The sequence below is a fragment of the Neptunomonas marina genome (genome assembly GCF_004005935.1).
Taxonomy (GTDB): domain Bacteria; phylum Pseudomonadota; class Gammaproteobacteria; order Pseudomonadales; family Balneatricaceae; genus Neptunomonas; species Neptunomonas marina.
The window spans coordinates 59174-84728 of record NZ_SACQ01000008.1; the positions used below are offsets into that span (position 1 = coordinate 59174).

24 protein-coding genes are annotated in these 25555 nt (G+C 51.3%); 14 read left to right on the top strand and 10 right to left on the bottom strand.

Annotated elements, in window-relative coordinates:
- Positions 1 to 37: 37 nt before the first annotated feature.
- Positions 38 to 292, bottom strand: a complete 255-nt coding sequence (locus tag EOE65_RS15545; protein ID WP_127695403.1) for a GIY-YIG nuclease family protein — start codon at positions 290 to 292, stop codon at positions 38 to 40.
- 245 nt (positions 293 to 537) lie between these two features.
- On the opposite strand from EOE65_RS15545, the gene EOE65_RS15550 reads away from it, so the two are divergent.
- Together EOE65_RS15550 and EOE65_RS15555 are read left to right on the top strand one after the other, a co-directional pair.
- Positions 538 to 1746 carry a cation:proton antiporter gene (locus EOE65_RS15550; protein WP_127695405.1) on the top strand — a complete coding sequence of 403 codons (1209 nt, stop codon included), beginning with the start codon at positions 538 to 540 and terminating at the stop codon, positions 1744 to 1746.
- Between the two features lie 43 nt (positions 1747 to 1789).
- Positions 1790 to 2311: a carboxymuconolactone decarboxylase family protein gene (locus EOE65_RS15555; protein WP_127695407.1), complete on the top strand. Its 522-nt coding sequence runs from the start codon at positions 1790 to 1792 to the stop codon at positions 2309 to 2311.
- A gap of 10 nt (positions 2312 to 2321) precedes the next feature.
- Here the strand turns inward: EOE65_RS15555 and EOE65_RS15560 are convergent, their stop codons facing one another.
- A complete protein-coding gene (locus tag EOE65_RS15560; protein ID WP_127695409.1) occupies positions 2322 to 2654 on the bottom strand; it encodes a DMT family transporter in 333 nt (110 codons plus the stop codon).
- A 156-nt stretch (positions 2655 to 2810) separates the two neighbouring features.
- Here EOE65_RS15560 and EOE65_RS15565 point away from each other — a divergent pair, with 156 nt between their 5' ends.
- The 10 genes from EOE65_RS15565 to EOE65_RS15610 all read left to right on the top strand — a co-directional run bounded on the left by EOE65_RS15565 (position 2811) and on the right by EOE65_RS15610 (position 15830).
- Positions 2811 to 3842: an NAD(P)H-dependent flavin oxidoreductase gene (locus EOE65_RS15565; protein WP_127695411.1), complete on the top strand. Its 1032-nt coding sequence runs from the start codon at positions 2811 to 2813 to the stop codon at positions 3840 to 3842.
- 9 nt (positions 3843 to 3851) lie between these two features.
- Entirely contained in the window at positions 3852 to 4322 is a 471-nt protein-coding gene (locus EOE65_RS15570; RefSeq protein ID WP_127695413.1) for a DM13 domain-containing protein, read from the top strand.
- Between the two features lie 20 nt (positions 4323 to 4342).
- Positions 4343 to 5341, top strand: a complete 999-nt coding sequence (locus EOE65_RS15575) for a hypothetical protein (protein WP_127695415.1) — start codon at positions 4343 to 4345, stop codon at positions 5339 to 5341.
- A gap of 14 nt (positions 5342 to 5355) precedes the next feature.
- Complete coding sequence (locus tag EOE65_RS15580; RefSeq protein ID WP_127695417.1) at positions 5356 to 6159, top strand: DODA-type extradiol aromatic ring-opening family dioxygenase; 804 nt, start codon at positions 5356 to 5358, stop codon at positions 6157 to 6159.
- Positions 6160 to 6497: 338 nt separating this feature from the next.
- On the top strand, positions 6498 to 7844 hold the full coding sequence (locus EOE65_RS15585) for a sodium-dependent transporter (protein ID WP_127695533.1): 1347 nt from the start codon (positions 6498 to 6500) through the stop codon (positions 7842 to 7844).
- Positions 7845 to 8130: 286 nt separating this feature from the next.
- Positions 8131 to 8337: a transcription antiterminator/RNA stability regulator CspE gene (gene cspE / locus EOE65_RS15590; protein ID WP_127695419.1), complete on the top strand. Its 207-nt coding sequence runs from the start codon at positions 8131 to 8133 to the stop codon at positions 8335 to 8337.
- Positions 8338 to 8585: 248 nt separating this feature from the next.
- Positions 8586 to 9869 (top strand): NAD(P)/FAD-dependent oxidoreductase, encoded by a 1284-nt coding sequence (locus EOE65_RS15595; protein WP_127695421.1) that lies wholly within the window; start codon positions 8586 to 8588, stop codon positions 9867 to 9869.
- Positions 9870 to 9918: 49 nt separating this feature from the next.
- Positions 9919 to 11424 (top strand): Na+/H+ antiporter NhaC family protein, encoded by a 1506-nt coding sequence (locus EOE65_RS15600; RefSeq protein ID WP_127695423.1) that lies wholly within the window; start codon positions 9919 to 9921, stop codon positions 11422 to 11424.
- A 192-nt stretch (positions 11425 to 11616) separates the two neighbouring features.
- Complete coding sequence (locus EOE65_RS15605) at positions 11617 to 12699, top strand: efflux RND transporter periplasmic adaptor subunit (protein ID WP_127695425.1); 1083 nt, start codon at positions 11617 to 11619, stop codon at positions 12697 to 12699.
- 5 nt (positions 12700 to 12704) lie between these two features.
- Positions 12705 to 15830, top strand: coding sequence for an efflux RND transporter permease subunit (locus EOE65_RS15610; protein WP_127695427.1), 3126 nt, complete (start codon positions 12705 to 12707; stop codon positions 15828 to 15830).
- Between the two features lie 80 nt (positions 15831 to 15910).
- On the opposite strand, the gene EOE65_RS15615 is transcribed toward EOE65_RS15610, so the two are convergent.
- The 4 genes from EOE65_RS15615 to EOE65_RS15630 are packed head-to-tail and all read right to left on the bottom strand — an operon-like array spanning position 15911 to position 18866.
- Positions 15911 to 16201, bottom strand: a complete 291-nt coding sequence (locus EOE65_RS15615; protein WP_338067682.1) for a DUF1272 domain-containing protein — start codon at positions 16199 to 16201, stop codon at positions 15911 to 15913.
- Positions 16202 to 16255: 54 nt separating this feature from the next.
- Positions 16256 to 16894 carry a cupin domain-containing protein gene (locus EOE65_RS15620; RefSeq protein WP_338067683.1) on the bottom strand — a complete coding sequence of 213 codons (639 nt, stop codon included), beginning with the start codon at positions 16892 to 16894 and terminating at the stop codon, positions 16256 to 16258.
- Between the two features lie 22 nt (positions 16895 to 16916).
- Positions 16917 to 17570, bottom strand: coding sequence for a TetR/AcrR family transcriptional regulator (locus tag EOE65_RS15625; protein ID WP_127695431.1), 654 nt, complete (start codon positions 17568 to 17570; stop codon positions 16917 to 16919).
- 18 nt (positions 17571 to 17588) lie between these two features.
- Positions 17589 to 18866, bottom strand: a complete 1278-nt coding sequence (locus EOE65_RS15630; protein WP_127695433.1) for an NAD(P)/FAD-dependent oxidoreductase — start codon at positions 18864 to 18866, stop codon at positions 17589 to 17591.
- 214 nt (positions 18867 to 19080) lie between these two features.
- Here EOE65_RS15630 and EOE65_RS15635 point away from each other — a divergent pair, with 214 nt between their 5' ends.
- Both EOE65_RS15635 and EOE65_RS15640 read left to right on the top strand, forming a co-directional pair.
- Positions 19081 to 20424: a glutamine synthetase family protein gene (locus EOE65_RS15635; RefSeq protein ID WP_127695435.1), complete on the top strand. Its 1344-nt coding sequence runs from the start codon at positions 19081 to 19083 to the stop codon at positions 20422 to 20424.
- 162 nt (positions 20425 to 20586) lie between these two features.
- Positions 20587 to 21705 (top strand): polyamine ABC transporter substrate-binding protein, encoded by a 1119-nt coding sequence (locus EOE65_RS15640; protein ID WP_127695437.1) that lies wholly within the window; start codon positions 20587 to 20589, stop codon positions 21703 to 21705.
- Positions 21706 to 21782: 77 nt separating this feature from the next.
- Here the strand turns inward: EOE65_RS15640 and EOE65_RS15645 are convergent, their stop codons facing one another.
- From EOE65_RS15645 to EOE65_RS15660, 4 genes are all read right to left on the bottom strand, one after another.
- A complete protein-coding gene (locus EOE65_RS15645) occupies positions 21783 to 22505 on the bottom strand; it encodes a glutamine amidotransferase-related protein (protein ID WP_127695439.1) in 723 nt (240 codons plus the stop codon).
- Between the two features lie 68 nt (positions 22506 to 22573).
- A complete protein-coding gene (locus tag EOE65_RS15650) occupies positions 22574 to 23395 on the bottom strand; it encodes an ABC transporter permease subunit (protein ID WP_127695441.1) in 822 nt (273 codons plus the stop codon).
- Positions 23392 to 24348: an ABC transporter permease subunit gene (locus EOE65_RS15655; protein ID WP_127695443.1), complete on the bottom strand. Its 957-nt coding sequence runs from the start codon at positions 24346 to 24348 to the stop codon at positions 23392 to 23394. Before EOE65_RS15655 ends, EOE65_RS15650 begins: the two co-directional genes overlap by 4 nt.
- Positions 24345 to 25514 carry an ABC transporter ATP-binding protein gene (locus EOE65_RS15660; RefSeq protein WP_127695445.1) on the bottom strand — a complete coding sequence of 390 codons (1170 nt, stop codon included), beginning with the start codon at positions 25512 to 25514 and terminating at the stop codon, positions 24345 to 24347. The genes EOE65_RS15655 and EOE65_RS15660 overlap by 4 nt, the downstream gene beginning before the upstream one ends.
- Positions 25515 to 25555: the final 41 nt, after the last annotated feature.

A 25555-nucleotide genomic window follows, 5' to 3' on the forward strand; every position in this document is an offset into this window, starting at 1 on the left:
CTTAGGCAAGCGGTACAACCTGCCCCGCAACGGCACGTTAGTTATTGAGATTTGCGATTAGCGCTAATTTCTTAGCTCGGCTTAAACGTTTGATGGCTAACTCACGCCGCGTCGCCTCCGCACGAGTCGGTTGCGCTTCTGACCATACCAGAGCAACCGGACGCCTTGCGCGCGTGTACTTGGCACCTTTCCGAGGGTCGTGGTTGTGCTCTTCGACACGCCGCTCACAATCTGTCGTGATTCCGGCATAGAGTGTTTTATCAGCACATTCGAGGAGATAAACGAACCACACAAAGGGATCTCAATATAGTTATTTTTTTCAACAAGATAGCGCGATGTTAACACACTTTCAGTAGATATTAAGTGATTATGAACCCGTAACCAGAACATCACTAACGCATGGCATGCTACACGATATCCAGCGGTGTATTGAGCAAAGACAAGAAACAGATCGTCCTAGATATCAATATAAAAAAATCCTAATATTCGGTGATACTATGGCTCTGTAACACGCTCTAGGGATGCCATGGAGGCTCTATGGAAGCACATCAGTTTTTACTTGCTTTACTTATTATTCTGGTCTCGGCACGCATCTTTGGAGAGCTAGCAGCAGCCATAGGAGCCCCGCCAGTCATAGGTGAGTTAGTCGCTGGCATTGTTATTGGCCCCAGCTTATTTGGGTGGGTGGAGAACCATGAGCTAATACACCTATTTGCCGAGGTCGGGGTTATCTTGCTGCTTTTCCAAGTGGGGATGGAAACCGATGTCGAAAAGCTGATTAGCGCAGGGAAAGAGTCAACCATCGTTGCACTGGGCGGTTTTTTTGCGCCACTAATCGCAGGCTTCTGTCTCGCCTACTATCTATTTGATCTGCCCTATTTGGTCGCCCTTTTCATTGGCGGCACCCTCACCGCCACCAGCATAGGCGTGACGGTTCGTGCCTTGACGGACCTTGGTAGGCACAACAGCCGCGAAGGACAAATCACGTTAGGTGCAGCCGTATTGGATGATGTGTTGGGCGTTATATTACTCGCGCTGCTCTATGACTTTACTGTTTCGGGGGCAGTTAACTGGGCCAATACCGCTAAGGTGATGATCTTTGTTGGTAGTTTTTTTCTGTTAGCACCCATATTAGCGCGGCTTATGTCCAGCGTTATTCAACACCTCGATACCCGTATCGATAACCCGGGCCTGATACCCACCACCATCGTATCATTGGTGCTCTTCTTTGCATGGGCAGCACATGAGGCGGGCGCACCGGAGTTATTGGGCGGTTTCGCTGCTGGTATCGCCCTTTCGCGCCGTTTTTTCCTACCGTTTGGCCTATCGATGCACGCTCAACCCGCTTTTTCACACAAGATCGAGCGTCAGATGTTGCCCATTATTCAACTGTTCACGCCGATCTTCTTTGTCACCGTGGGGTTATCACTCGACCTCACCACCGTTGATTGGAGCTCGCCGCTATTTTGGTATCTGTCTATCAGCCTGCTAGCTGTCGCGATACTGGCTAAATTCACCGGAGCCATGCTGCTCAAGGAGCCATTGCAGCGTCGTCTTATTATCGGTATTGCAATGATGCCTAGAGGAGAGGTAGGGCTAATATTTGCGGGGATCGGCGCAACAGCGGGCGTATTTGATAACGACGTTTACACCGCGCTCATCGTCGTTATTGTCTATACCACGCTACTGGCGCCTTACCTGATGAAACAGCGGTTTAGAAAAGCGCAGCACCCCATCGAGGCCTGATTAGGTTAAGCTGAGCGTACCAAAGACAACAAAGGAGAGGCGCATGGAGCTTCTACACACAACAGCCGAACATCAGGTCGCGCTCTTTCAATCTGCTGCACTAAATGAAACACATCTGCAGCCAACATATCGCCGCTGGGTCGCGTGGGCAGCTGCGTTAGCCAGCAAAGATGATGCGGTGGTGCAGTTGATCTCGCGCCATATCGAACCACTGCAACCAGACGAACAATACGCGCTAGAGCACGCACTCAATCGGATGGCGGTTACCAATCCTTACTTCTTTAGTCGCCAGTTCTTCGCGCCTAATGCTGGCGGCAGCTTAGAGGTGCTAGCCATGCCTCCTTTCGCTTCTCTGGGGATCGAAAACGAAACGGCATACCACTATGCATGCATAGCAATCTCGATGATCAATGGCGGTTATGCCTGCTATCAAAGCCATATGAGCAGCTTGCTCCAAGCTGGGGAGACGGATGCAGCGATCGATCAAGCGATGCGCCTAACAGCAGCCGTTTCAGCGTTGTGCCAAGCGACCTTTAATGCCAGAACACTAGCACCCACCAGCTAGGCGATATCTGCTAGTGGCTGGTTGTTTTGGAGATTAAGCTAATCAGCAACACGCCAGCCACGATCAGGCCAAGCCCAAGCAGCGCAGGTAGATCAAGACGCTGCCCGTACAATAACCAACCGACCAATGCGATTAACGCAACACCAACACCCGACCAAATCGCATACGCCACACCTAAAGGAATCGACTTTAGAGTGAGCGAGAGAAAGTAAAACGCCAAACCATAGCCCACGACTACAAGGCCTGACGGCAGCAGCTTGGTAAACCCTTCGCTTTGCTTAAGTGCAGACGTAGCGACAACCTCCGAGATAATCGCTATCACCAAAAATAGCCAACTCTTCATGCTATGGCCTCAACGTAACTAAAGCTGCCCATTGTAGGGGGCAGGCTTGTGAATAGCTACTTCGCTGCAACGCCGGTATGATCATGAAAACTAAGGAATAGATTAGCTCTACTAATCGGCCTAAAACGAGATAAGTTGCGCAGATAAGGAGTGTGTATGCAAGCACCGTTAGCCACCCTGTATCCTATTATTCAAGCCCCCATGGCGGGAGTTCAGGATTTCCGTTTAGCAGCGGCAATCTCAAATGCTGGTGGGCTGGGCTCGTTACCTGCTGCGATGCTCAATACAGAGCAACTCGAGCAGGCACTTCTGGCGCTCAGCGAAGCGACCGATAACAGCTATAATGTTAACTTTTTTAGCCACACACAACCTACAGTTCAGCCAGAGCAGATTACGCGCTGGCATGAAGCTCTGGCTCCGCACTTCGCCAAGTTTAATATTGACCCCAGCACACTCACGGGAGGCGCTTCACGACAACCGTTCAATGAAGCGGCCGCTGAGGTACTCGAGCGCTTCAAGCCAGCCTATGTCAGCTTTCACTTTGGCCTGCCAGACAAAGCGCTACTGGAACGTGTTAAACGCTGCGGCAGCGTGGTTATCTCCTCCGCCACTAGCACCGCCGAGGCGATATGGTTGGAGCAAAACGGCGCAGATATCATTGTTGCACAAGGCCTAGAGGCCGGCGGGCATCGCGGTCACTTTTTGGATAGACAGGTCGAACACCAAATGGGGACATTCGCCTTACTACCCCAAGTTATTGCAGCCGTTAGCTGCCCCGTTGTTGCTGCAGGAGGCATCGCAGATTCCAAGGGGATCAATGCAGCCCTTACGCTCGGTGCCTGCGCTGTTCAGTTAGGTACCACCTTCCTGCTCTGCGATGAAGCCACAACCAGCCCACTGCATCGCGCCGCTTTGCAAAGTGAGGACGCAAACCATACAGCTCTCACCAACCTTTTCTCCGGTGGCGCAGCACGCGGTATCGTCAATGGCGTTATGCGGGACCTTGGAGCCATGAATGAGGCCGCACCACCTTTTCCTCTTGCTTCAACGGCGATCACCGCACTTCGACAAGCTGCCGAGGCGCAAAATAGCAGCGATTATTCACCGCTATGGTGCGGTCAAAACAGATCTGGGTGCCAATCCATTCCCGCAGCTGAGCTACTCTATAGACTGTGCCAAGACATCTAGGAGATCACTATGTTTAAAATGCTATCGTTGGTTGTTTCACACACCGCTACAGCACTCGCAGGTTTCGCTCTCGGTATCTATATGCTGCCCATTTTAATGGCGCCCTCTGCGCCACCGGAAAATGCGGTTCAGCAAGTCGAGCAGGCTGCAACCTATCGCACGACATTCAGTAAAGAGCGCGCCGACAGTGATTTTCTACACTGGGGCGAGGGCGATGTGTTTATCTCAGCAAAAGAGATCGCTTTCTCTGGTGAGCTAGCCCCAGGCCCTGCTTACAAGCTTTACCTCTCACCGGTTTATGTAGAGACAGAAGCGGCATTTGCCGAGCATCAAAGCAAGATGTTGAAAGTGGGAGATATCGCGACCTTTGATCGTTTCGTCGTGCCACTGGGTGATAACGTCGACCTGAGCCAATACAATAGCGTTATCGTGTGGTGTGAGTCTTTTGATCAATACATCACATCAGCACAGTTTAAGTAACACATCATTAGAGGTAGTTCGTGTACAGCGATGACGATTTAAACCAAGCCGTTGATGCAGGCGTATTAACGGCCGAAGACGTGGGCCGCTTTCGTTCCTTTATCAGTGAACAGCAACACACCCAATCAGTCGATGAAGAGCATATCCGACTCGTCAGCGGCTTTAACGATATCTTCGTTTTAATCGCATGCGCACTAACATTGACAGCCCTCTACTTTGTAACAACCGCCCTAAACGATCTGCTCGGCAGTCTCCTACTGGCTGTTGGCGCATGGGGTTTGAGCGAGTACTTCACGAAGCGTCGACATATGGCCCTGCCCTCCATTGCGCTCTTGCTTGCTTTTACTGGCGCAGGTTTTGGTGTGGGTTGGCAACTGAGCGGAGCAATACCTGATGACCTGCCCGCGCGCTTTATGGTGGCCAGCGGCATAGCAGCGGCCGCTGCCACACTACACTGGTGGCGATTTCAGGTGCCAATCACCATTGCGGCAGGTACTGCTGCATTGGTCGCTATGATCTTTTCGTTTGTTTTGGTTGAGTTTCCTGATCAGGAGCAACTCGCAAACTTAGTGATGCTCAGCTTAGGCGTTGGCGTGTTCCTCTTTGCGATGCGCTGGGATATATCAGATCTGCAGCGCACTACCCGTCGTTCTGATGTGGCATTTTGGCTCCACTTACTCGCTTCGCCACTGATTATCCACCCGATATTTTTACTCGCAGGCGTGCTAGAGATGGACAACAGCATCACCGCGGCAGTCGCGACTTTAACGATCTACCTTGTTATCGGCTTGATCTCGTTATTGGTAGATCGCAGAGCGCTGCTCGTCTCTGCATTGTTCTATGTGATCTATACATTGAGTAGCTTGTTTGAAAATTACGGTGCCATTGAGCTCAATATTGCACTGGCCGCCATGGTCATCGGCTCTTTGTTGCTACTACTATCGGTTTTCTGGCGTAACTGCCGCGAACAACTCCTGCGCGCTGCCCCTGCAACTTTGCTGCGCTACCTTCCTCGCTAACACAGGCCATCCATATGTCAGATACCCTCCTTGCTCCTGTTCTGTTTCTGCCACATGGTGGTGGGCCACTGCCACTACTTGGTGAACCTAGCCATAAGCCGTTTGTGGACTGGCTCTCAACGCTAGCGCCTAACCTTCCAAGGCCGAAAGCGATTCTAGTGATCAGCGCGCACTGGGAAACCCCCGTCCCCAGCGTAACGGCCAGTGAAGACCCAGGTATCGTGCACGATTATTACGGCTTTCCCGAGGCGGCTTACAAAATAGAGTATCCAGTCAAAGGGAGCCCGGCACTCTCACGCACGGTTATCGCGCTCTTAAAACAACAGGGGATGCTAGCGGTACAAGATGAGCTGCGCCCACTCGATCACGGCGTGTTTGTGCCCTTAACACTGCTCTACCCCAATGCCGATATCCCCTGCGTCCAGCTATCTTTGCTAGATCATTTAAACCCCGAAACCCACATTGAGCTAGGCGAAGCATTGCGCGAATTACGCAAGAAAGGCGTTTTGATCATCGGTTCCGGCTTGAGCTTTCACAACTTGAAAGTATTTTTTGACCGCCAAGCGGATGGCGCTCGAGGCGAACAATTTGACCAATGGCTAACGGACACCTGCTGTGCGCCGAATCACAGTTACGCCGCACGTTGCGAGCGTTTGATCAACTGGGAAACTGCACCCGAGGCGCGCTACTGCCACCCACGTGAAGAGCACCTCCTCCCATTACACGTCTGCCTAGGTGCTGGCGGCGATGCTCCTGCAGAGCATGTTTTCTCGGACTATATGCTCCGCCAGAAGGTGAGCGGATATCTGTGGCGCTAATAAAGAACACCTCCCTGCTGATACACGGCAGATAATTTACACTTTTGCGGCGTAAACCTTTTAACACACGCGACTTTGCTTGCAACGGCTACGAAGTCGCTATAGTGTTCGACCTCCCAGTTAGAGTCCAAAAGATGAGACGGGCGATCAACACACAACTACGTCGTGTTTGTTGCGATCCAACAAAGCCGATCAGGTAGTCCAGCGCTAGCTTGCGAGCTAGGTTTTGTGTATTCGTATCATCAGCTCCTCACTTTGGCTTAATCGAATAGAGATAACAGGAGTATCGGGTGAGCAACCATACCGAGATCAACCCAGCGGCTCGCGCAGGCAGCCCCATGTGGTCATCACGTCTAGCTTTCATCCTAGCGGCAACCGGCTCTGCGGTGGGCTTAGGAAATATCTGGAAGTTCCCGTATATCACAGGAGAGAACGGCGGCGGCGCATTCGTCGTTGTCTATCTGTTGTGTATTGCGATGATCGGTATCCCCATCATGATCGCCGAAGTCAGCCTCGGCCGCCGTGGCCGATTAAGCCCGATTAATACCATGAAACAGCTCGCGCGTGCTGATGGCGCCTCGCAAAACTGGAAGTACCTCGGCTGGATGGGCGTGATCGCGGCGTTTTTGATTCTCTCTTTCTATTCAGTCATTGGTGGTTGGTCGCTCTCTTATATCGGCCACGCCTTCTCCGGCGAGTTTGAAGGTGCTGGCAGCGATAAAATTGGGGCGATCTTCGGTGCTATGCTATCCAGCCCTGAAACACTGATGATCTGGCATTCGGTATTTTTACTTATCGTTGTCGCTATTTTATCGCAGGGTATTCGCTCTGGCTTGGAGAAAGCGGTTAACGTCCTCATGCCCATGCTCTTCTTGCTGTTGCTCGTGATGGTTGGCTACGCGATGTCAACAAGCCAGTTTTCGCAAGCGGTCGACTTTTTATTCACGCCGGATTTTTCAAAGCTCACAACAGAGGGCGTATTAAGTGCGTTGGGTCATGCCTTCTTTACGCTAAGCCTCGGCTCCTGCGCCATGATGGCCTATGGCTCATTCTTACCCAGCCAAGTCTCTGTGGCGCGCACCGCGATCACCGTTTCAGTCATCGACACTGTTGTTGCACTGCTGGCAGGTTTAGCGATCTTCCCGCTGGCTTTTGCAAACGGACTTGAACCAAGTGCAGGCCCTGGCCTGATCTTCCAAACCCTGCCGATCGCGTTTGGGCAGATGCCTGCTGGCACGTTCTTCGCGACACTGTTCTTCTCTCTGCTTTTGATCGCTGCAATTACATCGGCGATCTCCATGCTGGAGCCTTTGATTGAATGGCTAGAGGAGCAACGGGGCATCAACCGTAAAGTGGCCGCTTTGATTGCGGGCGTGCTGGTATGGAGTGTCGGACTGTTAACGGTGTTCTCGTTTAACAATTGGGCAGACCTACACCCGCTGTCATTTGTGCCCGTCTTCGCTGAGAAAACTTTCTTCGATATTTTCGACTACCTGACAGCTAATATCATGCTGCCACTGGGAGGCTTGTTTATCGTGGTGTACTTTGCCTGGTTTATGAATCCAGACGCCGCGCGCCATGAGGTGGGGATTAAGTCCGATAATGTATACCGATTGACTCATTTCGTTATGCGCTATGTTTCACCGGCTCTTGTTCTGATTGTCTTTCTCTATAACCTACTGTAACGAGTGACCTTTTATGGGGCAAAGCTCGTTAGCTTGCCCCTAATTGAGCCAGCTGAAAATTGTTTGCTGAATACACTGAAGTTTGAATTGACACTTAATTTCATCACTCGCTATACTCGGCATTGCTTTAGATTTCACCGATTTATGTTTCAATGCGAAGCCTTTAACGAGTGCCTCGTCCTGTAATTCATAATTTCTAGAAAGCTTTTGCACCAAAAAATTTACGCTGTTAATGCAAAATTGCATTTTCAGTACTTCCAATAGATTGAGTTTATAGGACTAATTAATGTCTAAGATTACTGGCACAGTTAAATGGTTTAACGAAGAGAAAGGCTTCGGCTTCATTCAACAAGAAAACGGCCCAGACGTTTTCGCTCACTTCAGCGCTATCCAAGGTGACGGCTACCGTACACTGGCTGAAGGTCAGCAGGTTGAGTTTGAAGTAACGCAAGGCCAAAAAGGCCCACAAGCGGAAAACATCACTAAGCTGTAATATCCGGTATTATCACTTCGCTTCTATCGACTCGATAGTAAGCAAAAAAAAGCATGGCTAACGCCGTGCTTTTTTATTTGTGTTATAAATCAAAGAGATACACACCCTCCTTACGTATAACAGAATATCTCTACAAATATCCCCTTCGGGGTATAGCTGTTAATACCTGCCAAGCTCTATCTTAAAAACTCAATACAAGTGCGTGGCTTGTTCACGCACGAGACACTGTTCATTGGTAGAGAGCAATTATGGCAAAACCTTCCCACACCGGATCTTACTATGCAGCTTCAGCGAACGACACTCGCCTGCGTCCTCAACTCAACGAGGAGATTTCGGTCGATGTCTGTATCGTTGGTGCTGGTTTCACCGGCATGTCGACAGCGCTTCATTTGGCAGAGCAGGGCTTTCGTGTCGCTGTACTTGAAGCTAGCCGCATCGGTTTCGGGGCGTCTGGACGTAACGGTGGGCAAATCGTCCACAGCTATAGCCGTGATATCGATTTTATCGAGCAGCACTATGGCGAAAAAACAGCCGCTACGATGGGCGCTATGGCCTTCGAAGGCGGACAAATTCTGCGCCGTTTCGTGAGCGATTACAGTATCGACTGCGATTTAAAGCCAGGCGGTATCTTCGCTGCATGCAACAAGAAACAGTTCCGCGAGCTTGAAAGCAAAAAGGCGTTGTGGGAACGCTATGGTCACAAACAGCTCACCCTTTTAGATGCGACACAAACGCAGCAGCACATTGGCTCAGATCGTTATGAGGGTGCACTACTCGACGACTCCGGCGGCCACTTCCACCCCTTAAACCTCGTGCTAGGCGAAGCCGCAGCGCTGGAATCGTTAGGAGGGGTTATCTATGAGGATAGCGCGGTTACAGAAATTAAACCGGGCAACAAAGCAACAGTGTGCACAGCTCAAGGCAGTGTGACAGCCGATTTTGTCGTTGTTGCAGGTAACGCCTATCAGACAGGCCTGCTTCCTAAGCAAGAGAGCAAATCGATGCCCTGCGGTACGCAAGTCATTGCGACGGAGCCGCTGTCTAAAGATCAGCAGCAAGCACTGTTGCCAAACGATCACTGCGTGGAAGATTGCAACTATCTGCTCGATTATTACCGCATCTCTGGCGACGGCCGCCTGATCTACGGCGGCGGCGTTACTTATGGTGCGCGCGAGCCGGACAAGATCGAAGCGCTGATCGTACCTAAGATGCTCAAAACCTTCCCTGAGCTAAAAGGCACTAAAGTCGACTTCGCATGGACAGGTAACTTCCTGTTGACGCTGATGCGTCTGCCACAGTTCGGCCGCATTGAAAATAACATCTATTACGCTCAGGGCTACAGTGGCCACGGCGTTACAAGTTCGCATCTCGCTGGCAAAGTGCTGAGCGATGCTATCCAGAACCAAGCCGAGCGCTTCGATGTGCTCGCCAGCCTGCCGCAGTATCCGTTCCCTGGCGGGCGTGCTCTTCGCATCCCTTATACAGCTATGGGTGCTTGGTATTACGACCTTCGGGACAAGCTAGGAATCTAGGCACCCAAGGACGCTTCTCTTTTATAACAAATATAAACAAGGTGTATTTATGAATACCGATGTCGCTACGCCCGACACATTGAGTTCGAGTGCTTTGCCCCCACGGTCGTTACGTGCCACCAGCCGCTGGGTGCTGTTTTTTGCCGCAATTATGGGCGGTTTTGTTTATCTATCTTCTACCCATGAAAGTGGAACACCCTACGGCGGGCTGAGCCTATTGCCCGCTATTTTGATCTTGATCGTTGCGGTCATTACCAAAAAACCGCTCGAGTCTATCTTCTCAGGCATTGTAGCGGGGCTCTTGTTACTCGATCCTAGCAGCTTAATCACCGGTCTTGGTGATATCTCAATGAGTGTTGTTATGGATGAAACGATCGCATGGATCGTTCTGGTGTGCGGCATGATGGGCGGCTTGATCAATATGCTGGAGCGCGGCGGTAGCGTTTTAAGCTTTGGTGAACTGCTCGCTTCTCGTATCAAGTCAAAACGCGCGACCATGCTCACAACCTGTACTTTGGGCGTGATGGTATTTATCGATGACTACCTAAACTCACTGGCCGTTTCAGCGTCAATGAAAAACCTAACAGACCGCTACCGCATCTCCCGCGAGAAGCTCGCCTTCTTGGTGGACTCCACCGCAGCGCCGGTCTGTATTCTGGTGCCGGTTTCGACGTGGGCGGTCTATTTCGCAGCCTTGCTGGAAGAGAACGGAGCGGCATCTAAGGGTGAAGGGATGTCTCTCTACATCGAAGCGATCCCTTACATGGCCTACGGCTGGATCGCGCTAATGGTGGTATTTTTGGTCGCTGCTGGCATTTTAGGTGACATCGGCCCAATGAAAGATGCTGAGATGCGCGCACAAGCAGGCCAGCCGGTTCCTGATGGTTGCGCACAAGATGGCTTCGATACTGGCAAGCTACCAAAAACGCATCCCGTTGTTGGGCTGATGAACTTTCTATTACCGATGGCGGTGTTGGTGGCTGCCAGTGTTTACTACGAGATCGACCTGTTGCTGGGCGCACTCGTCGCATCTCTATTCACTATGATTCTCTATTTTTGGCAAAACCTGCTGTCGTTTGGTGAGCTAGTTGATGCCATGCTCGATGGCTTTAAAGTGATGCTTCACCCCATCGCTGTGGTCTGTGCAGGCTTTATGCTCAAAGACGTTAACGACCAGCTTGGCATGACACCTTACATTATTGAGTCCCTCACGCCTTGGCTATCTCCTGCCCTGCTGCCGGCGCTAGTATTCGCTGCCATGGCTGCTGTGGTATTTGCCACAGGATCGAGCTGGGGTGTTTTCGTGGTATCGCTACCGATCGTAATTCCTATGGCCATGTCCATGAACATGTCGATGCCTCTCACCGTTGGCGCTCTGCTATCTGCTTCGGCTTTTGGTAGCCACGCTTGCTTCTTCAGTGATTCAACGGTGCTATCATCTCAGGGCTCTGGATGTACCGCAATGCAGCACGCATTAACACAGATCCCCTACGCGTTGATTGGTGCTGTTATCACCTTTGCAGCCCTCCTTGCGCTCGGTTTTGCATTCGCTTAAAACCATACCTTTTTGAGACCGGCCTGTGTGCCGGTCTCACCGCAGGTCGTCACCTCTTATGTAAATCTCTATTCTAAGCTGGTATTTCTCCCGCTATTGCTCATTATTAAAGAATGCACACTGAACTTTTGCTCTAAGCGTGTACACTAAGCGCTTATTCTGACGTTTCGTCATCTATTGTTAGAGGGGCTTATGACTAACAGAATTATCTCTGCACTGCTATTCACATCGCTGAGCATGACGCTCTGGGCGGCAGATACACCCGCACCGGCCGTAGTGGTTGATCAAGTTAAGCGCGTTGAGGTTTCTTCAGGTTTTCAGACGGTTGGCCGCGTGGAAGCCACTGAGCGTGTGGACATACTTGCGCGAGTCTCCGGCTTTTTAGAGAAGCAGTCCTTCGTGGAAGGTTCCGACGTTACCCAAGGTAGCGAACTCTTCCTGATCGAGAAAGATAGTTACCAAATCGCCCTACAACAGGCGCAAGCACAACTGGCTGGGGCTCAAGCAACCCAGAAAAACGCGCGCACAGAGTTAACTCGCGCACAAGCACTGAAAAAGAGAAACGCCGTCTCCCAAGCCCAGCTCGATCAAAAAGCGGCCGAGTATGACCAAGCCAAAGCGAGTGTTTTGCAAGCACAAGCCGGCGTTAAGCGTGCACAGCTCGATCTTAGCTACACCCAAGTCACTAGCCCCATCGCCGGTCGTATCGGTAAAGCAAATTTTTCAACCGGCAACCTGGTAACCCCCTCCAGTGGAGTATTGGCAACCGTCGTTAACTTAGATCCCATTTATGTTGAGATATCCGTAAGTGAGAAGCTACTCATCGATGCGAGACGCCAAGGGATTAACACTGAAAACCCACCGTTTGCGCCACGTTTGATTTTGGCAGATGGTAGCCAGTATGAGCATCTAGGCGAGTTCAACTTTGTTGACCCCGAAGTCGACCCAAACACTGATACCATTGGTGTCCGCGCCACCTTCCCAAATCCGGCTCATGTGTTGCTACCTGGCCAGTTTGTAACAGTGAAAATAGAGACGAAGCAACCTCAATTTGCGCTCACCGTGCCGCAGTCGTCCGTGCAAAAAGATCGTGAAGGGTTCTTCGTGTTAGCGGTTGACCGCAATAATATCGCCCAAATCCGCCGTGTTGATGTGGGCGAGCAGTTTGAGGGTCTATGGGCTATTAAGTCTGGGCTTGATCAGGGAGATCGCATTATCGTAGAGGGCTTGCAGAAGGCTAAGCCCGGTAAACCTGTTTCCCCAACACAGGAGTAAGCAGGATGTTCTCTCTGTTTTTCATCAATCGCCCCAAGTTTGCACTGGTCATCTCGATTGTGATGATCATCGCGGGTGGGCTAGCGCTGCTGGCGCTCCCCGTCGCAGAATATCCTGATATCGCGCCGCCTAAAGTACAAGTCACCGCCAGCTACCCTGGCGCAAACGCCGAGGTGATCGAAAAGGCCGTCGCAGCCCCCATTGAGGCGCAGATTAACGGCGTCGAGAACATGCTGTATATGTCCTCAACGAGCACCAATAACGGTAGCTACACGCTTGATATCACCTTTAAAGTTGGCACCGATGGCGACCAAGCCGCCGTCAACGTGCAGAACCGTGTTGCGCTCGCCCAATCGCTGCTACCTCAAGAGGTTGTGCGCCAAGGCGTCACCACACGTAAGCAAGCATCTGACATGCTCTTGATCGTCAACCTGTTCTCACCCAACGGCACCCATGACGGCTTGTTCCTGAGTAACTACGCTTCCATCAATATTCAGGATCAGTTAGCACGTATTAATGGCGTAGGTTCAGCAAGCCAGTTCGGCCCGCTCGACTACGGCATGCGTATCTGGCTAGACCCAGACAGAATGACCGCCCTGAATCTAAGTACTACAGAGGTCAGCAACGCGATTCGCCAACAAAATATTCAGGCCTCGGTGGGTATCATTGGGCAAGCGCCTGTTGACCTCAACCAACAACTCCAATACAACTTACGCGCCGAAGGCCGTTTGAACTCGCCTAGCGCTTTTGAAGACATTCTAATACGCGCGAACCCCGATGGTTCTAGCGTGCGTTTGAAGGATATCGCGCGGGTCGAGCTAGGTTCGCAAAGCTATAGCGCGGCCAGCCGACTGAATGGAGACCCTTCTGCGGCTATCGTGATCTACCAGACGCCAGGTGCTAATGCATTAGATGTGGCGAATCAGATCTACAGCGAACTAGAGCGTTTGAGCACCCGTTTCCCTGACGATCTGGAATACAAAATCACCTATGACACCACCCAAGCTGTACGCGCCTCATTGAAAGAGGTGGTGGAAACCCTTGGCATAACCTTTGTGCTGGTTATTTTGGTCACCTACCTCTTCTTAGCGGACTGGCGCGCCACACTGATTCCAGCGGCAACCATCCCTGTCTCTTTAATCGCCACCTTCGCGGTGTTGAGCGTGGTGGGTTTCTCAGTGAATACCATCTCGTTATTCGCTCTGATTCTAGCTATCGGTATCGTCGTGGATGATGCCATTGTGGTGGTGGAGAACGTGAAACGGCATATGGCTGATGACAACCTCAGTGCGCCAGACGCAACTCGCGTTGCGATGAAAGAGGTTTTTGGGCCGGTTATCGCGACCACATTAGTTTTGATGGCCGTTTTTGTTCCCGTTGCGTTTATGCCCGGTCTCACCGGCAAGCTCTACACAGAGTTCGCGCTGACGATCTCGGTGGCGGTCGCGTTTTCATCGCTAAACGCATTAACGCTGTCCCCGGCGCTATGCGCTCTGTTATTGAAGTCGGGTAACGCACCTGAACGGGGCTTTTTTCATTGGTTCGATGCTCGCGTCGATAACCTCCGTACTGGCTACCTTAAACAAGCAACGTTTTTAAACCGCCACCTACTCTTTAGCGCTGGATTGCTCGCTGCAATCACGGCAGGCGTAGTGTATATGTTCAATACAGTCCCAACAGGTTTCATTCCCTATGAGGACAAGGGTGCGGTATTCGTGAATATTCAGCTGCCAGATGGCGCATCGCTCAATCGTACCGGTGAGGTGCTAAGCGAAGTCGAGGAGATACTTGAAGCGCAGCCCGGCGTGCGTGAGGTGGTTGGAGTGTCGGGGTTCAGCTTGCTAGGCGGCGCTGCATCCAATGGTGCCGTCGCGATTCCTATCTTTACGCACTGGGACGAGCGCCAAGATCCATCGTTAGCTTGGTATAAAATACTTGGCGATATCAACCAAAAAGTCTCAGGGATTGCTGGTGCTAATGTCTTTGCATTTCCACCACCGCCTATCCCGGGTTTGGGTACCGCCGGGGGCCTTGAAGCACAGGTGCTCGACCTAAATAACGGCACACCTTTAGAGCTCTCTCAAGCGGTGAACAGTTTGGTGATTGCGGCAAACCAAAGCGATAAGTTTGCGCAGGTTTTCAGTACTTTCTCCTCCAACGTACCTCAGCTGGAGCTGATCGTAGACCGTCGCAAGGCAGAAAGCCTTGGGGTACCGGTAGCGGAGCTTTTTGGCACGCTCCAGTCATATTTAGGTTCGAGCTACATCAACGACTTCAACCTGTATGGCAAGAACTACCGTGTCATGATGCAGGCTGATGCCCAGTTCCGCGACAACATAGACGATATCTCCTCATTGCATGTACGCAGTACCAGTGGAGCACAAATTCCTATTGGCTCACTTGTTCAGGTAGAGACCGTCCTTGGCCCGCAGTCATTAACACGCTTCAACCAGCGCCGTACCGCTAACTTAAATGCCACGCCAAGCAATAATGTCAGCTCTGGGGCCGCCATCGCCGAGCTTGAACAGCTTGCCGCCGAAGTACTACCGGATGGCTATGTACTGGAGTGGACTGGCACAACACAGCAAGAGCAAGAGTCGAGCGGTTACGCAGTCATGATTATGGGTTTGGCGATACTCTTCGCGTACCTGTTCTTGGTTGCTCAATACGAGAGCTGGACGATCCCTATGTCGGTGATGATCTCTATCGTCGTGGCACTCTTTGGTGCACTGATTCCCATGTACCTGTTGCCATTTCTCGACAACAACCTTTACGCCCAGATCGGTATCGTGATGCTGATTGGCCTAGCTGCAAAGTCTGCCATTCTGATTGTGGAGTTTGCCAAGGCACGCCGTGAAGAGGGAGAGTCGATTCTGGAGGCGGCTGCCAACGCAGCAAGCCTGCGCTTTAGAGCCGTGTTGATGACGGCCCTATCCTTTATTTTGGGTGTACTACCGCTGGTATTTGCCTCTGGCGCTGGGGCAGCAAGCCGCATCTCCATTGGCTTTGTTGTACTGGCGGGTATGGTGGCCGCAACGGTCATCGGCTTAGTGTTTATTCCGTCACTCTACGTGATGATGCAACGCTTGCGCGAGCGCGTTAAAGGTACGCAACCTAAGGTAGATCAATAAAGCTTTACCACCACTCACCGCCAGTGGCGTTAAAACTAATAAGGGCAGGATATCCTGCCCTTTTTCATGTTCTCTGGTAACTAAACGGCTGAAGTGGATGAAGCTCCGCTCAACGGGCTTACCATGGCAGATACCGGCAAGCTCGGGCGCTCAACCAGCTTACTGCCATGGTTAGGGCAAATATGGTTTAAGTGCTCACGGGCGCAAGTGAGGCAAAACGTGCACTCATAAGCGCAAATGACTGCTTTTGGAGAGTTGGGTGGGAGCACTTCGCCACAGCACTCACAGGTGGGTTTCAATTCCAACATAATATGCAAACTCCTTTTCGCCGAGATAGACGCGAGGGCTATCAATCCGTGCCCCGCGCTCATCTATCAAGCTTAGAAAAGAAATCGGCTTTTTCCACAAAGAAAGCGTGGTTTTATCTACAACCATTGTTTAATGAACAGTAAACTCGCGGTACTCGCAGTCACACGTAAAACCGACTGGCTTTTCGGAATGCGTAGCCAATCTCGCGCCACCCATCGCTGCCCTGACGACTCAAGCGCTCCCGCTATCACGAGTACTTCGATCCGCTGCCCGATAATGTCCAACAGGAACTCTTCACCGGCAGGTAAACGCACTAGGTTTACGGTTTCAATCGCGCTCGTGTGTAGCTCTTGTACTTGCCGGCTCAAGATTGGCGCATCTTGCCATGCAGCTATGCGCACAACATCGCTATCGTGTGGATCAAACTGGTTCAGCTTGACGAATATCTCACAGCCTTCGTGACTAAAAGGCGCATGCTCACTGCCGGGCGGGTTACGCAGATAGGTGCCTGCGGGGTAGTCTCCTGACTCATCAGAAAATACGCCCGATAGCACCAAGATCTCCTCGCCTTGTGGGTGCGGATGGGATGAGAACGATGCACCCGCGGCATAGCTCACAATACTGGTGGTATGGCCCGATTCAGCGGCCGCACGTTCTAGCGGCTGACGCAGCACCCCCGCCATTGGGCTGGGTAACCATGGCTGATCAGCATTGTGAATCAGCAAAGGCTGAGTCATATCCATGTTTAGCATCATCGTCTCGCTTTATACGTCTTCGTTATTCGCTAAGGTGGGCCTTTAATAGCGCACAGAGCATCAACTTGGTATCTGCCAGCGTCCGCTTAGCCCGCTCCCCTTTTTGATTAACCACCACCAGAAACGCGGCATGGCTGCACTCAAGGTAGAGACGTGCAAGCCGCTCGCGCTCATTGATACGGCGCTTAATACCCATCCGTTTAAACAATTCTGCCATGTAGGAGATCACCATCGCATCGTGCTGCTGATCTAGCTCACGTAGCTCGGGCACAGAGAACATCGCCTGTACCAAGGCTAAAACCGCTCGCTGACGCTGATAAACCTTAAGATTTCTCGCCAACATCGCATCAACTAATATCTCCAGAGGCGTGCTCTCGATATCCCACTGCACCATATCCAGCAGCGCACGCTCAATCTCATCTAACCACTGTTTACCTATCGCATAGAGAATGGCGTACTTATTGGGGTAGTAGTGATATAAGGCGCCGACGGAGATTCCCACCTCTTTGGCAATGAGAGCAGTGCTTAAATCATCAAGCCCAACCTGCTCCAATAATGTATTGGTAACATCAAGAATCTGCTGGTTACGCTGCTTCGCGCGCCCTTGCACTTGGCTACTGCGCGCCTCCAGCTCCTGAGATTGCTGCCGGGCAACGACCTGTCGTTTCGAAACCATCTCTCTTTTTCCCTGACATTACAGCCGATCGCGGAGCGCATAATATAACATGCCTGCCACCAATCCCGGCCAGCGCAACAAGGTGCCTCCTGGAAAGGTTCGGGTGGGTAGCTGAGTAAAGGCTTCAAAGCGCTCGCTTTGCCCACCGAACGCTTCAGCCAACAACTTGCCGCCCAACGTTGCTAATGCCACACCGTGGCCAGAGTATCCCTGCGCAACCCACGTATATTGATCCAGACGCGCAAAATGGGGCATTCGGTTCAGTGTGATGGCTAGCGTGCCGCCCCAGCCATAATCGATCTGTACATCGTGCAGCTCAGGATAAAATTCCAACATATGCTTGCGTACAAACTGTTTGATGTCGCTGGGGAAGCGGCGCGTGTAGTTCTCTCCGCCCCCCCAAAGTAAGCGATTATCCGCAGACAGCTTGAAGTAATTGATTACGAAACGTGAGTCCGCCACCGCAACGTCGTCACGATTGATTTTACGAGCCAGTGCATCCGGCAACGGCTCAGTGGCCAAAATGAAATTATTGATCGGCATGATCTTACCGGCAATGCGTGGTTCCAGCTTCTCCAGATAGCCATTGCAGGCCAGTACAACCGACGCAGCGCTCACATGTCCTTGCGCTGTTTTCACCACCACACCCGCGGCGTTTTTTTGTATCTCTGTCACCCGAGATTGCTCAAAGATCGCCACACCAGCTTGCGTACACGCGTTCGCGAGACCTAGCGCGTAGTTCAAAGGATGGAGATGCGCCGCATCTTGCCAATACTCACCACCATGGTAGTGATCTGTGCCCAACAGGTCGGCAACCTCCTGCCTATCAACATAACGGATTGCGTTATAGTGCAACTTATCCTGCTTGTAGCGGACCGAGGCTTGCATCTCTTTGGCATGGCCTGCTTTGTTTGCCACATGCAACACCCCTGATTTTAGGTCGCAGTCGATCTTATGCTTGGCAATGAGCGCCTTCACTAGATCAACCGACTCCAGAGAGAGCTGCCAGAGCCTATCCGCGCCATCTTTACCTAGCGCATCGCTCAGCTCATCATGATCCATATTGTGACCTTGGCAAACTTGGCCGCCATTGCGCCCTGATGCTCCCCACCCGACACGCTCGGCATCGAGTAACACCACCGAGTGGCCTTGCTCGGCCAGATGCAAAGCCGCAGAAAGCCCGGTAAAGCCAGCACCCACGATACAAACATCCGCTGTTTGCTCTCCTTGTAGCCTCTGATATTCAGAGAAACCTTTCGCGGTTGCTGCATAGTAGGAATCAATATGGCCCATCATGAGTACGGCTCTCTCCACGTATAAAAAGCATTAAACCGAATATTAATTCGGTTTTTTTTGCGAAACAAGCTACATTCTATATTGATAATCACAAATCTTTGGTGCTTAATAATTAGCCATACCCCAGCAGTAAAACCGAATCTTTATTCGAATTTAACCATCCGCTAGCAGTGCACTACACGCTGAAAGCAACAGAGAACTCAACAGGTGACTTATGGAAGCCGTAGCTAGGTTTCTTCAGGAAAATGCAATCACGGAAGTCGAATCCACACTACCCGACATGACGGGAAATGCCCGCGGCAAGTTTTACCCCACGCAGAAATTTCTCTCCGAGCAAGGTGGCCGTATTCCCGAGTCGTTATTGGTCCAAACCGTGACGGGGGACTGGGCAGACAACCATTACGATCTGGTCGATGCCAGCGACCGCGATATGATTCTGACACCAGACGCCACAACCTTGCGTATTGTTCCTTGGGCCGGAGAGCCCACCGCGTCGGTGATTAACGATTGCTACACCGTTGATGGTGAACTACATCCTTTAGCGAGCCGCTCCGTACTACGTAAAGTGCTCAAGCTTTATGAAGATGAAGGTTTACAACCGATTATCGCGCCCGAGGTTGAGTTCTATCTTATCCAGAAGAACACCGACCCAGACTATGAGCTAAAGCCAGCTGTTGGACGCTCAGGCCGCCGCGAAACCGCGCGTCAGTCTTTTAGCATTGATGCCGTCAATGAGTTTGATCCCATCATCGATACGCTCTACGACTACTGCGAAGCACTAGAGCTCAATGTCGATACACTGATCCACGAATCCGGCCCAGCGCAACTAGAGATCAATTTCCTGCATGGCGACCCGTTAGAGTTAGCCGATCAAGTCTTTATGTTTAAGCGCACTGTGCGTGAAACTGCCATTAAGCACGGTATCTACGCCACTTTTATGGCGAAGCCGATGAGCCATGAACCCGGCAGCTCGATGCACATTCACCAAAGCTTGATCGACTTAGAAACACAGCAAAATATCTTTGCCGGAACCGATAGCCGCTTTAGCGAACGTTTCTATCATTATGTTGGTGGTTTGCAGAAGTTCACACCAAATGCGATCAGCTTCTATGCACCCAGCGTTAACTCCTATCGCCGTTTTGCGCCCGAGATGTCCGCCCCGGTCAACATGAAGTGGGGTATCGATAACCGGACGACAGGCCTGCGTGCACCGGAAGCAACTGCAGACGCAACTCGTATCGAAAACCGTTTTCCAGGCGCTGATAGCAACCCCTACCTTGCCATCGCAGCAAGCCTTGCTTGTGGCTACCTCGGACTCAAGAAGCAGCTGCAGCCTACCAAACCAACCTCGGATCTTGCTGCTGAAGAGGGCGATATGGTGGAGCTAGCACGCTCCTTAGAAGAGGGGCTACGCTTACTTGAAAGCTGCCCGGAACTTTGCGAAATCATGGGTGAAAAGTTTGTTGAAGCCTACATCGGCGTTAAACGTGCTGAGTTTGAAACCTTTCACCAAGTCATTAGTTCGTGGGAGCGTGAATTCCTGCTACTAAACGTTTAACAAAATCAGGCAGCCTCGGCTGCCTTTTTTGATCCGATTTTCTGGTCAGCTCTGACAGATTTATTCGTTGGACTCCCTGACCTCATAGATTACTATGATTGGCATTCGTGTTGCGTCATTTGAGACGGATGTCGAACCCACTGCAACTGGAGACTGTAAACTATGAAAAGCGCTCTACCCTCTCGTTTTACCTTTACGCTTTCAGCATTGGCTTTAAGTATTGCAGCCTCCTCAGCCGCTCAAGCGCAAGAGGAGTTAAACTTTTATAACTGGTCTGACTATATCGCTGAAGAGACGATAGAACGCTTTGAGAAAGAGACCGGTATCAAGGTGACTTACGACGTTTATGACAGCAACGAAACGCTCGAAGCAAAGCTCTTAGCGGGTAACTCAGGTTATGACTTGGTTGTGCCAACGTCACACTTTATGGAGTTACAGATCAAAGCGGGTATTTTCCTGCCAATTGATAAAACAAAGCTGCCGAATTACAAGCACCTCGACGCTAGCTTGATGGAAACACTCGGCCGTAAAGACCCGGGCAACCAATACGGTATTCCCTACCTTTGGGGCACAACGGGTATTGGCTATAACCCTGCACAAGTTGCAGCGGCACTGGGCGAGGATGCTCCCGTCAATAGCTGGGATCTGGTTTTCAAACCCGAGTATATGGCGAAACTACAAGACTGTGGCGTCACGTTCTTAGACTCACCCGATGAGATGATCCCATTTGCGCAGCTTTACGCAGGAAAAGATCCAAACTCCCACAACGTGGCCGACTTTAAACCCAATGCCGACGCTGCCAAGGTACTGAAAGGTGTTCGCCCCTACGTGAAGCAGTTCCACTCTTCGCAGTATGTGAACGACCTTGCCAATGGAGATAGCTGTGTTGCCGTCGGTTTCTCTGGCGATGTGTTTCAAGCCGCGGCACGTGCCGAAGAGGCAAATAACGGCGTTGAGGTGAAGTACAGCATCCCTAAAGAGGGTTCTGAGATCTGGTTCGATATGCTGGTGATCCCTAAAGACGCACCCAATGCAGAGAACGCGCATAAGTTTATCAACTACCTGCTGCGCCCTGACGTCATTGCAGAGATCACTAACTATGTTTGGTATGCCAACCCAAACAAAGACGCTACCGCACTGGTTGATAAAGAGATCACTAGCGACCCTGCCATCTATCCTGATGAGGCGACAATGAACAACCTGTATATCAGCTCTCAGGTACCACCGAAGATCGCCAAAGTCCGCAACCGCTTATGGGCCGAGATCAAGCGCGGCAAATAACACCTCTGCCAAACCCACAAAAAAGCCAGCGACATGCTGGCTTTTTTATGTTTCGAGATTTTGCTCTTTGACTGTATTTATTTGACCCGCGCCTCTAAGAACTCGGCCATCCAGCGCGCGACTTCCAGAGAATCGGCCTTCGCGCCTGCTTCACGCAGTGACGCCAGCCCTGCTTGTGCCGCCGCATTCGGAATACCATCTCCGTCGCGTAGCGTAAGTAACGCTTCTTCATAGGCCACGTTGAACTCAGGGTGAGACTGCAGCGTAAAGATTCGATCATCGTAAACAAGCCCTGCCAGCGGGCAAAACTCTGATGTAGCAAAGACTTCAGCGTTATCCGGTTTGGTGACAACTTGATCTTGGTGCACAGCGTTGATCGTAAATGCGTTCGGTACATCCTTAATAAAGTCGGTTTTCCCTTCCAAACGATAGGTATGCAAACCTACCCCCCAACCTGCTGCATATTGCTCTACGACACCACCAAACGCCTCGGCCACAATCTGATGTCCAAAGCAGATACCCACCATCGGGCGCTCAGACTGATGGATAGCCAGGATAAACTCCTTCAACGTCGCCATCCACGGTAGTTGCTCATAAACATTGGACTTTGAACCGGTGATAATCCAGCCGTCGCACTCGGTCGGGCTGCTCGGAAACTGGCCCGCTTTTACCTCAAAAACCTCATATTGGTAGTCGTAGCCCGCCTTATCAAACAGCTGCATAAACATCTGCGCATAAGAGCCATGCTCATCGAGTAGCTCGGTTGGCGTAATACCGGTTTCAAGGATACCTAACTTCATTTTTACTACCTTTTATAAACTGAGCCGCGAAAAACGCGCAGCAGGCAGAGCCCCTACTGCGCAACGCGCTAGTTGTTGTCTAAACGTTCTAACAAGCGAGCTTGGCGACGCATTTGGTACATCGCAGCGATCACGCCAACCGCAACAATCAATATCATCAGCGTTGCGAGCGCATTGACCTCTGGTGTTACGCCTAAACGTACTTTCGAGAAGATCACCATAGGCAATGTACTGTTACCCGGCCCCGAAACGAAACTCGCGATTACCAAGTCATCCAACGACAGCGTGAAGGATAGTAGCCACCCCGAGATGATCGCAGGAGCTATCAAGGGCAACGTCACGAGGAAGAATAGCGAACTTGGACGTGCACCCAGGTCCATCGCTGCTTCCTCGAGTGACTCATCCATCGACGAGAGCCGCGCCTGCACAATAACAGCAACATAGGCCATACAGAAGGTCGTATGTGCGATGATAATCGTGCCAGTCCCACGCCCTGAGGGCCAGCCAAAGATACGTTCCATCGCCACAAAGAGCAGCAGCAACGAGAGTCCGGTAATGACCTCTGGCATAACCAGCGGCGCCGTTACCCAACCAGATAAGATCATCTTGCCACGGAACGGCCCAAAACGACTCATCGCATACCCTGCTAACGTGCCGAGCACCACGGCCAGCGATGCACTGATAAAGGCGATCTTCACGCTCAACCAAGCCGCCTCAATGATCTGTTCATTGTTGAATAGCTCGGTATACCACTTCAGTGACCAGCCACCCCATACCGTTACAAGCTTGGACTTGTTGAAGCTGTAAACGATCAGCGCAACAATCGGCGCGTACAGGAAAATAAAGCCAGCCGTAGCTGATAGGTTCAGGAACCATGAACGTCGTTTCATGATGCTGCCTCCTTACCTTGCGTATTTCGGATCAACATAATCGGCAACACCAGCACGATGAGCATAACAATCGCCACCGCTGAGGCCATCGGCCAATCCCGGTTCAAGAAGAACTCATCCCAGAGCACTCGACCAATCATCAAAGTATCCGAACCACCCAACAGCGCAGGAATAACAAACTCACCAACCGCAGGGATAAATACCAACAAGCAACCGGCGATAATGCCCGGTAGTGCCAGCGGCAGTGTCACTAAACAGAAACCGGTTACTGGCCGAGCACCTAAGTCCTCTGCCGCTTCCAGCAACGTCATATCCATCTTTTCGAGGGCGCTGTATAGCGGTAACACCATAAATGGCAGGTAGGTGTAAACGATACCCACATAGACGGCGAAGTCTGTTTGTAGCATCTGCAAAGGCTGGTCGATCACACCCATACCCAGCAGCATATCGTTCACGATACCGTTCTTTTTCAAGAACCCCATCCATGCATACACACGCAATAGAAACGAGGTCCAGAATGGTAAAATCACCGCAGCTAGCAGCAAACCACGCACGCTGCCCTCACTGCGCGCAATCAAGTATGCGATAGGAAACGCGACAATCAGTGTAATAAGCGTTGAGATCGCGGCAATTTTGATCGAGTTAAGATACGCATCCAGATAAAAGGTATCTTCGACCAAATAAAAGTAGTTACCCAAGTTAATTTTGAGGTTGAGGTAAGCCTCTTCTAAGTTCCACTCTAGCAGTGATGTGTAAGGCGGTACGGCAATCGCCGTCTCGGCCAATGAGATCTTGAACACCACCAGAAAAGGCACGAAGAAAAATAGCCCGAGCCAAAACATTGGCATTGAAATAACTGCTAACTTTCCCCAACGGATGCGTGAGAAGAACGGGCGCTTCACGCCAATTTGTGACTCATCGCCTATCCAGGCCGATCCTTTTAGAATACTCATGACGTGAGTACCACGGTGCTATCGGACTTCCAAGATAGGAAGACTTTATCGTTCCATGTAAAACGATCACCGACGTGGCGGTCGAAGTTCGGTTGAGTGACTCGCACCTCTTTGCCACTGTTCAGGCGCACTCGGAAGACTGAAAGGCTGCCCATGTAAGCGATATCTTCGATCTCGCCCTCTAGGATGTTATCAGCGTCGGTTGGGCGCTCATAGCTGATAGAGATCTTCTCTGGGCGCACCGCCACACTTACCTCTTGGCCCGGCGCACAGCTAATACCATGGTGTTTTACAATCGTTGTGCCCGCTTCAGCCGATTCGATATGCACCGCATCCGGCTCATCTTGCACGACGAAACCGGCAAACAGATTCACGGAACCGATAAAGCGTGCAACGAAGCGGCTATTTGGATACTCGTAAACATCGTGTGGCTCATCCGTTTGCACGATCACACCGTGGTTCATGACACCAATACGGGTTGCGAGCGTCATCGCTTCCTCTTGGTCATGGGTTACCACAACGAAGGTAACTCCCAACTCCTCTTGAATGTTCACAAGTTCAAATTGGGTCTCTTCGCGGAGCTTTTTATCCAACGCGCCCAGCGGCTCGTCCAACAACAGCAACTTAGGACGTTTAATCAAGGAACGTGCTAGCGCAACCCGCTGACGCTGACCACCAGAAAGTTGATGCGGTTTGCGCTTGCCAAGATGCCCAAGCTGTACCATATCCAACATCTGCGCAACACGCTGTTTCACTTCAGCACGGCCCACACCTTCGCGCTTCAAGCCAAAAGCCACGTTGTCTGCAACCGAGAGGTGCGGAAACAGCGCGTAAGACTGGAACATCATGTTAACCGGGCGCTTCCACGGCTGAATACCCGACATATCGGTACCGTCGATAATAATGCGACCGCTAGTAGGCGTCTCGAAGCCTGCCAACATGCGAAGTAACGTGGACTTACCGGAGCCCGACCCGCCGAGCAAACAAAACAGCTCATTTTTGTATATATCTAGCGAGATGTTATCCACCGCAGTGAACTCGCCAAATTTCTTAGTCAGGTTTTCGATACGTAGAAAGGGTTCAGCACCCTCTTGCTTCCATGCAGGTACACTATCAGTTGCAGTATTAGATGACAGTGATGTCTCGATATTCTGGGAGGAGGTCATAACTTACCCTCGCGTCGTTGCTATACAGATCCCTCCACCTA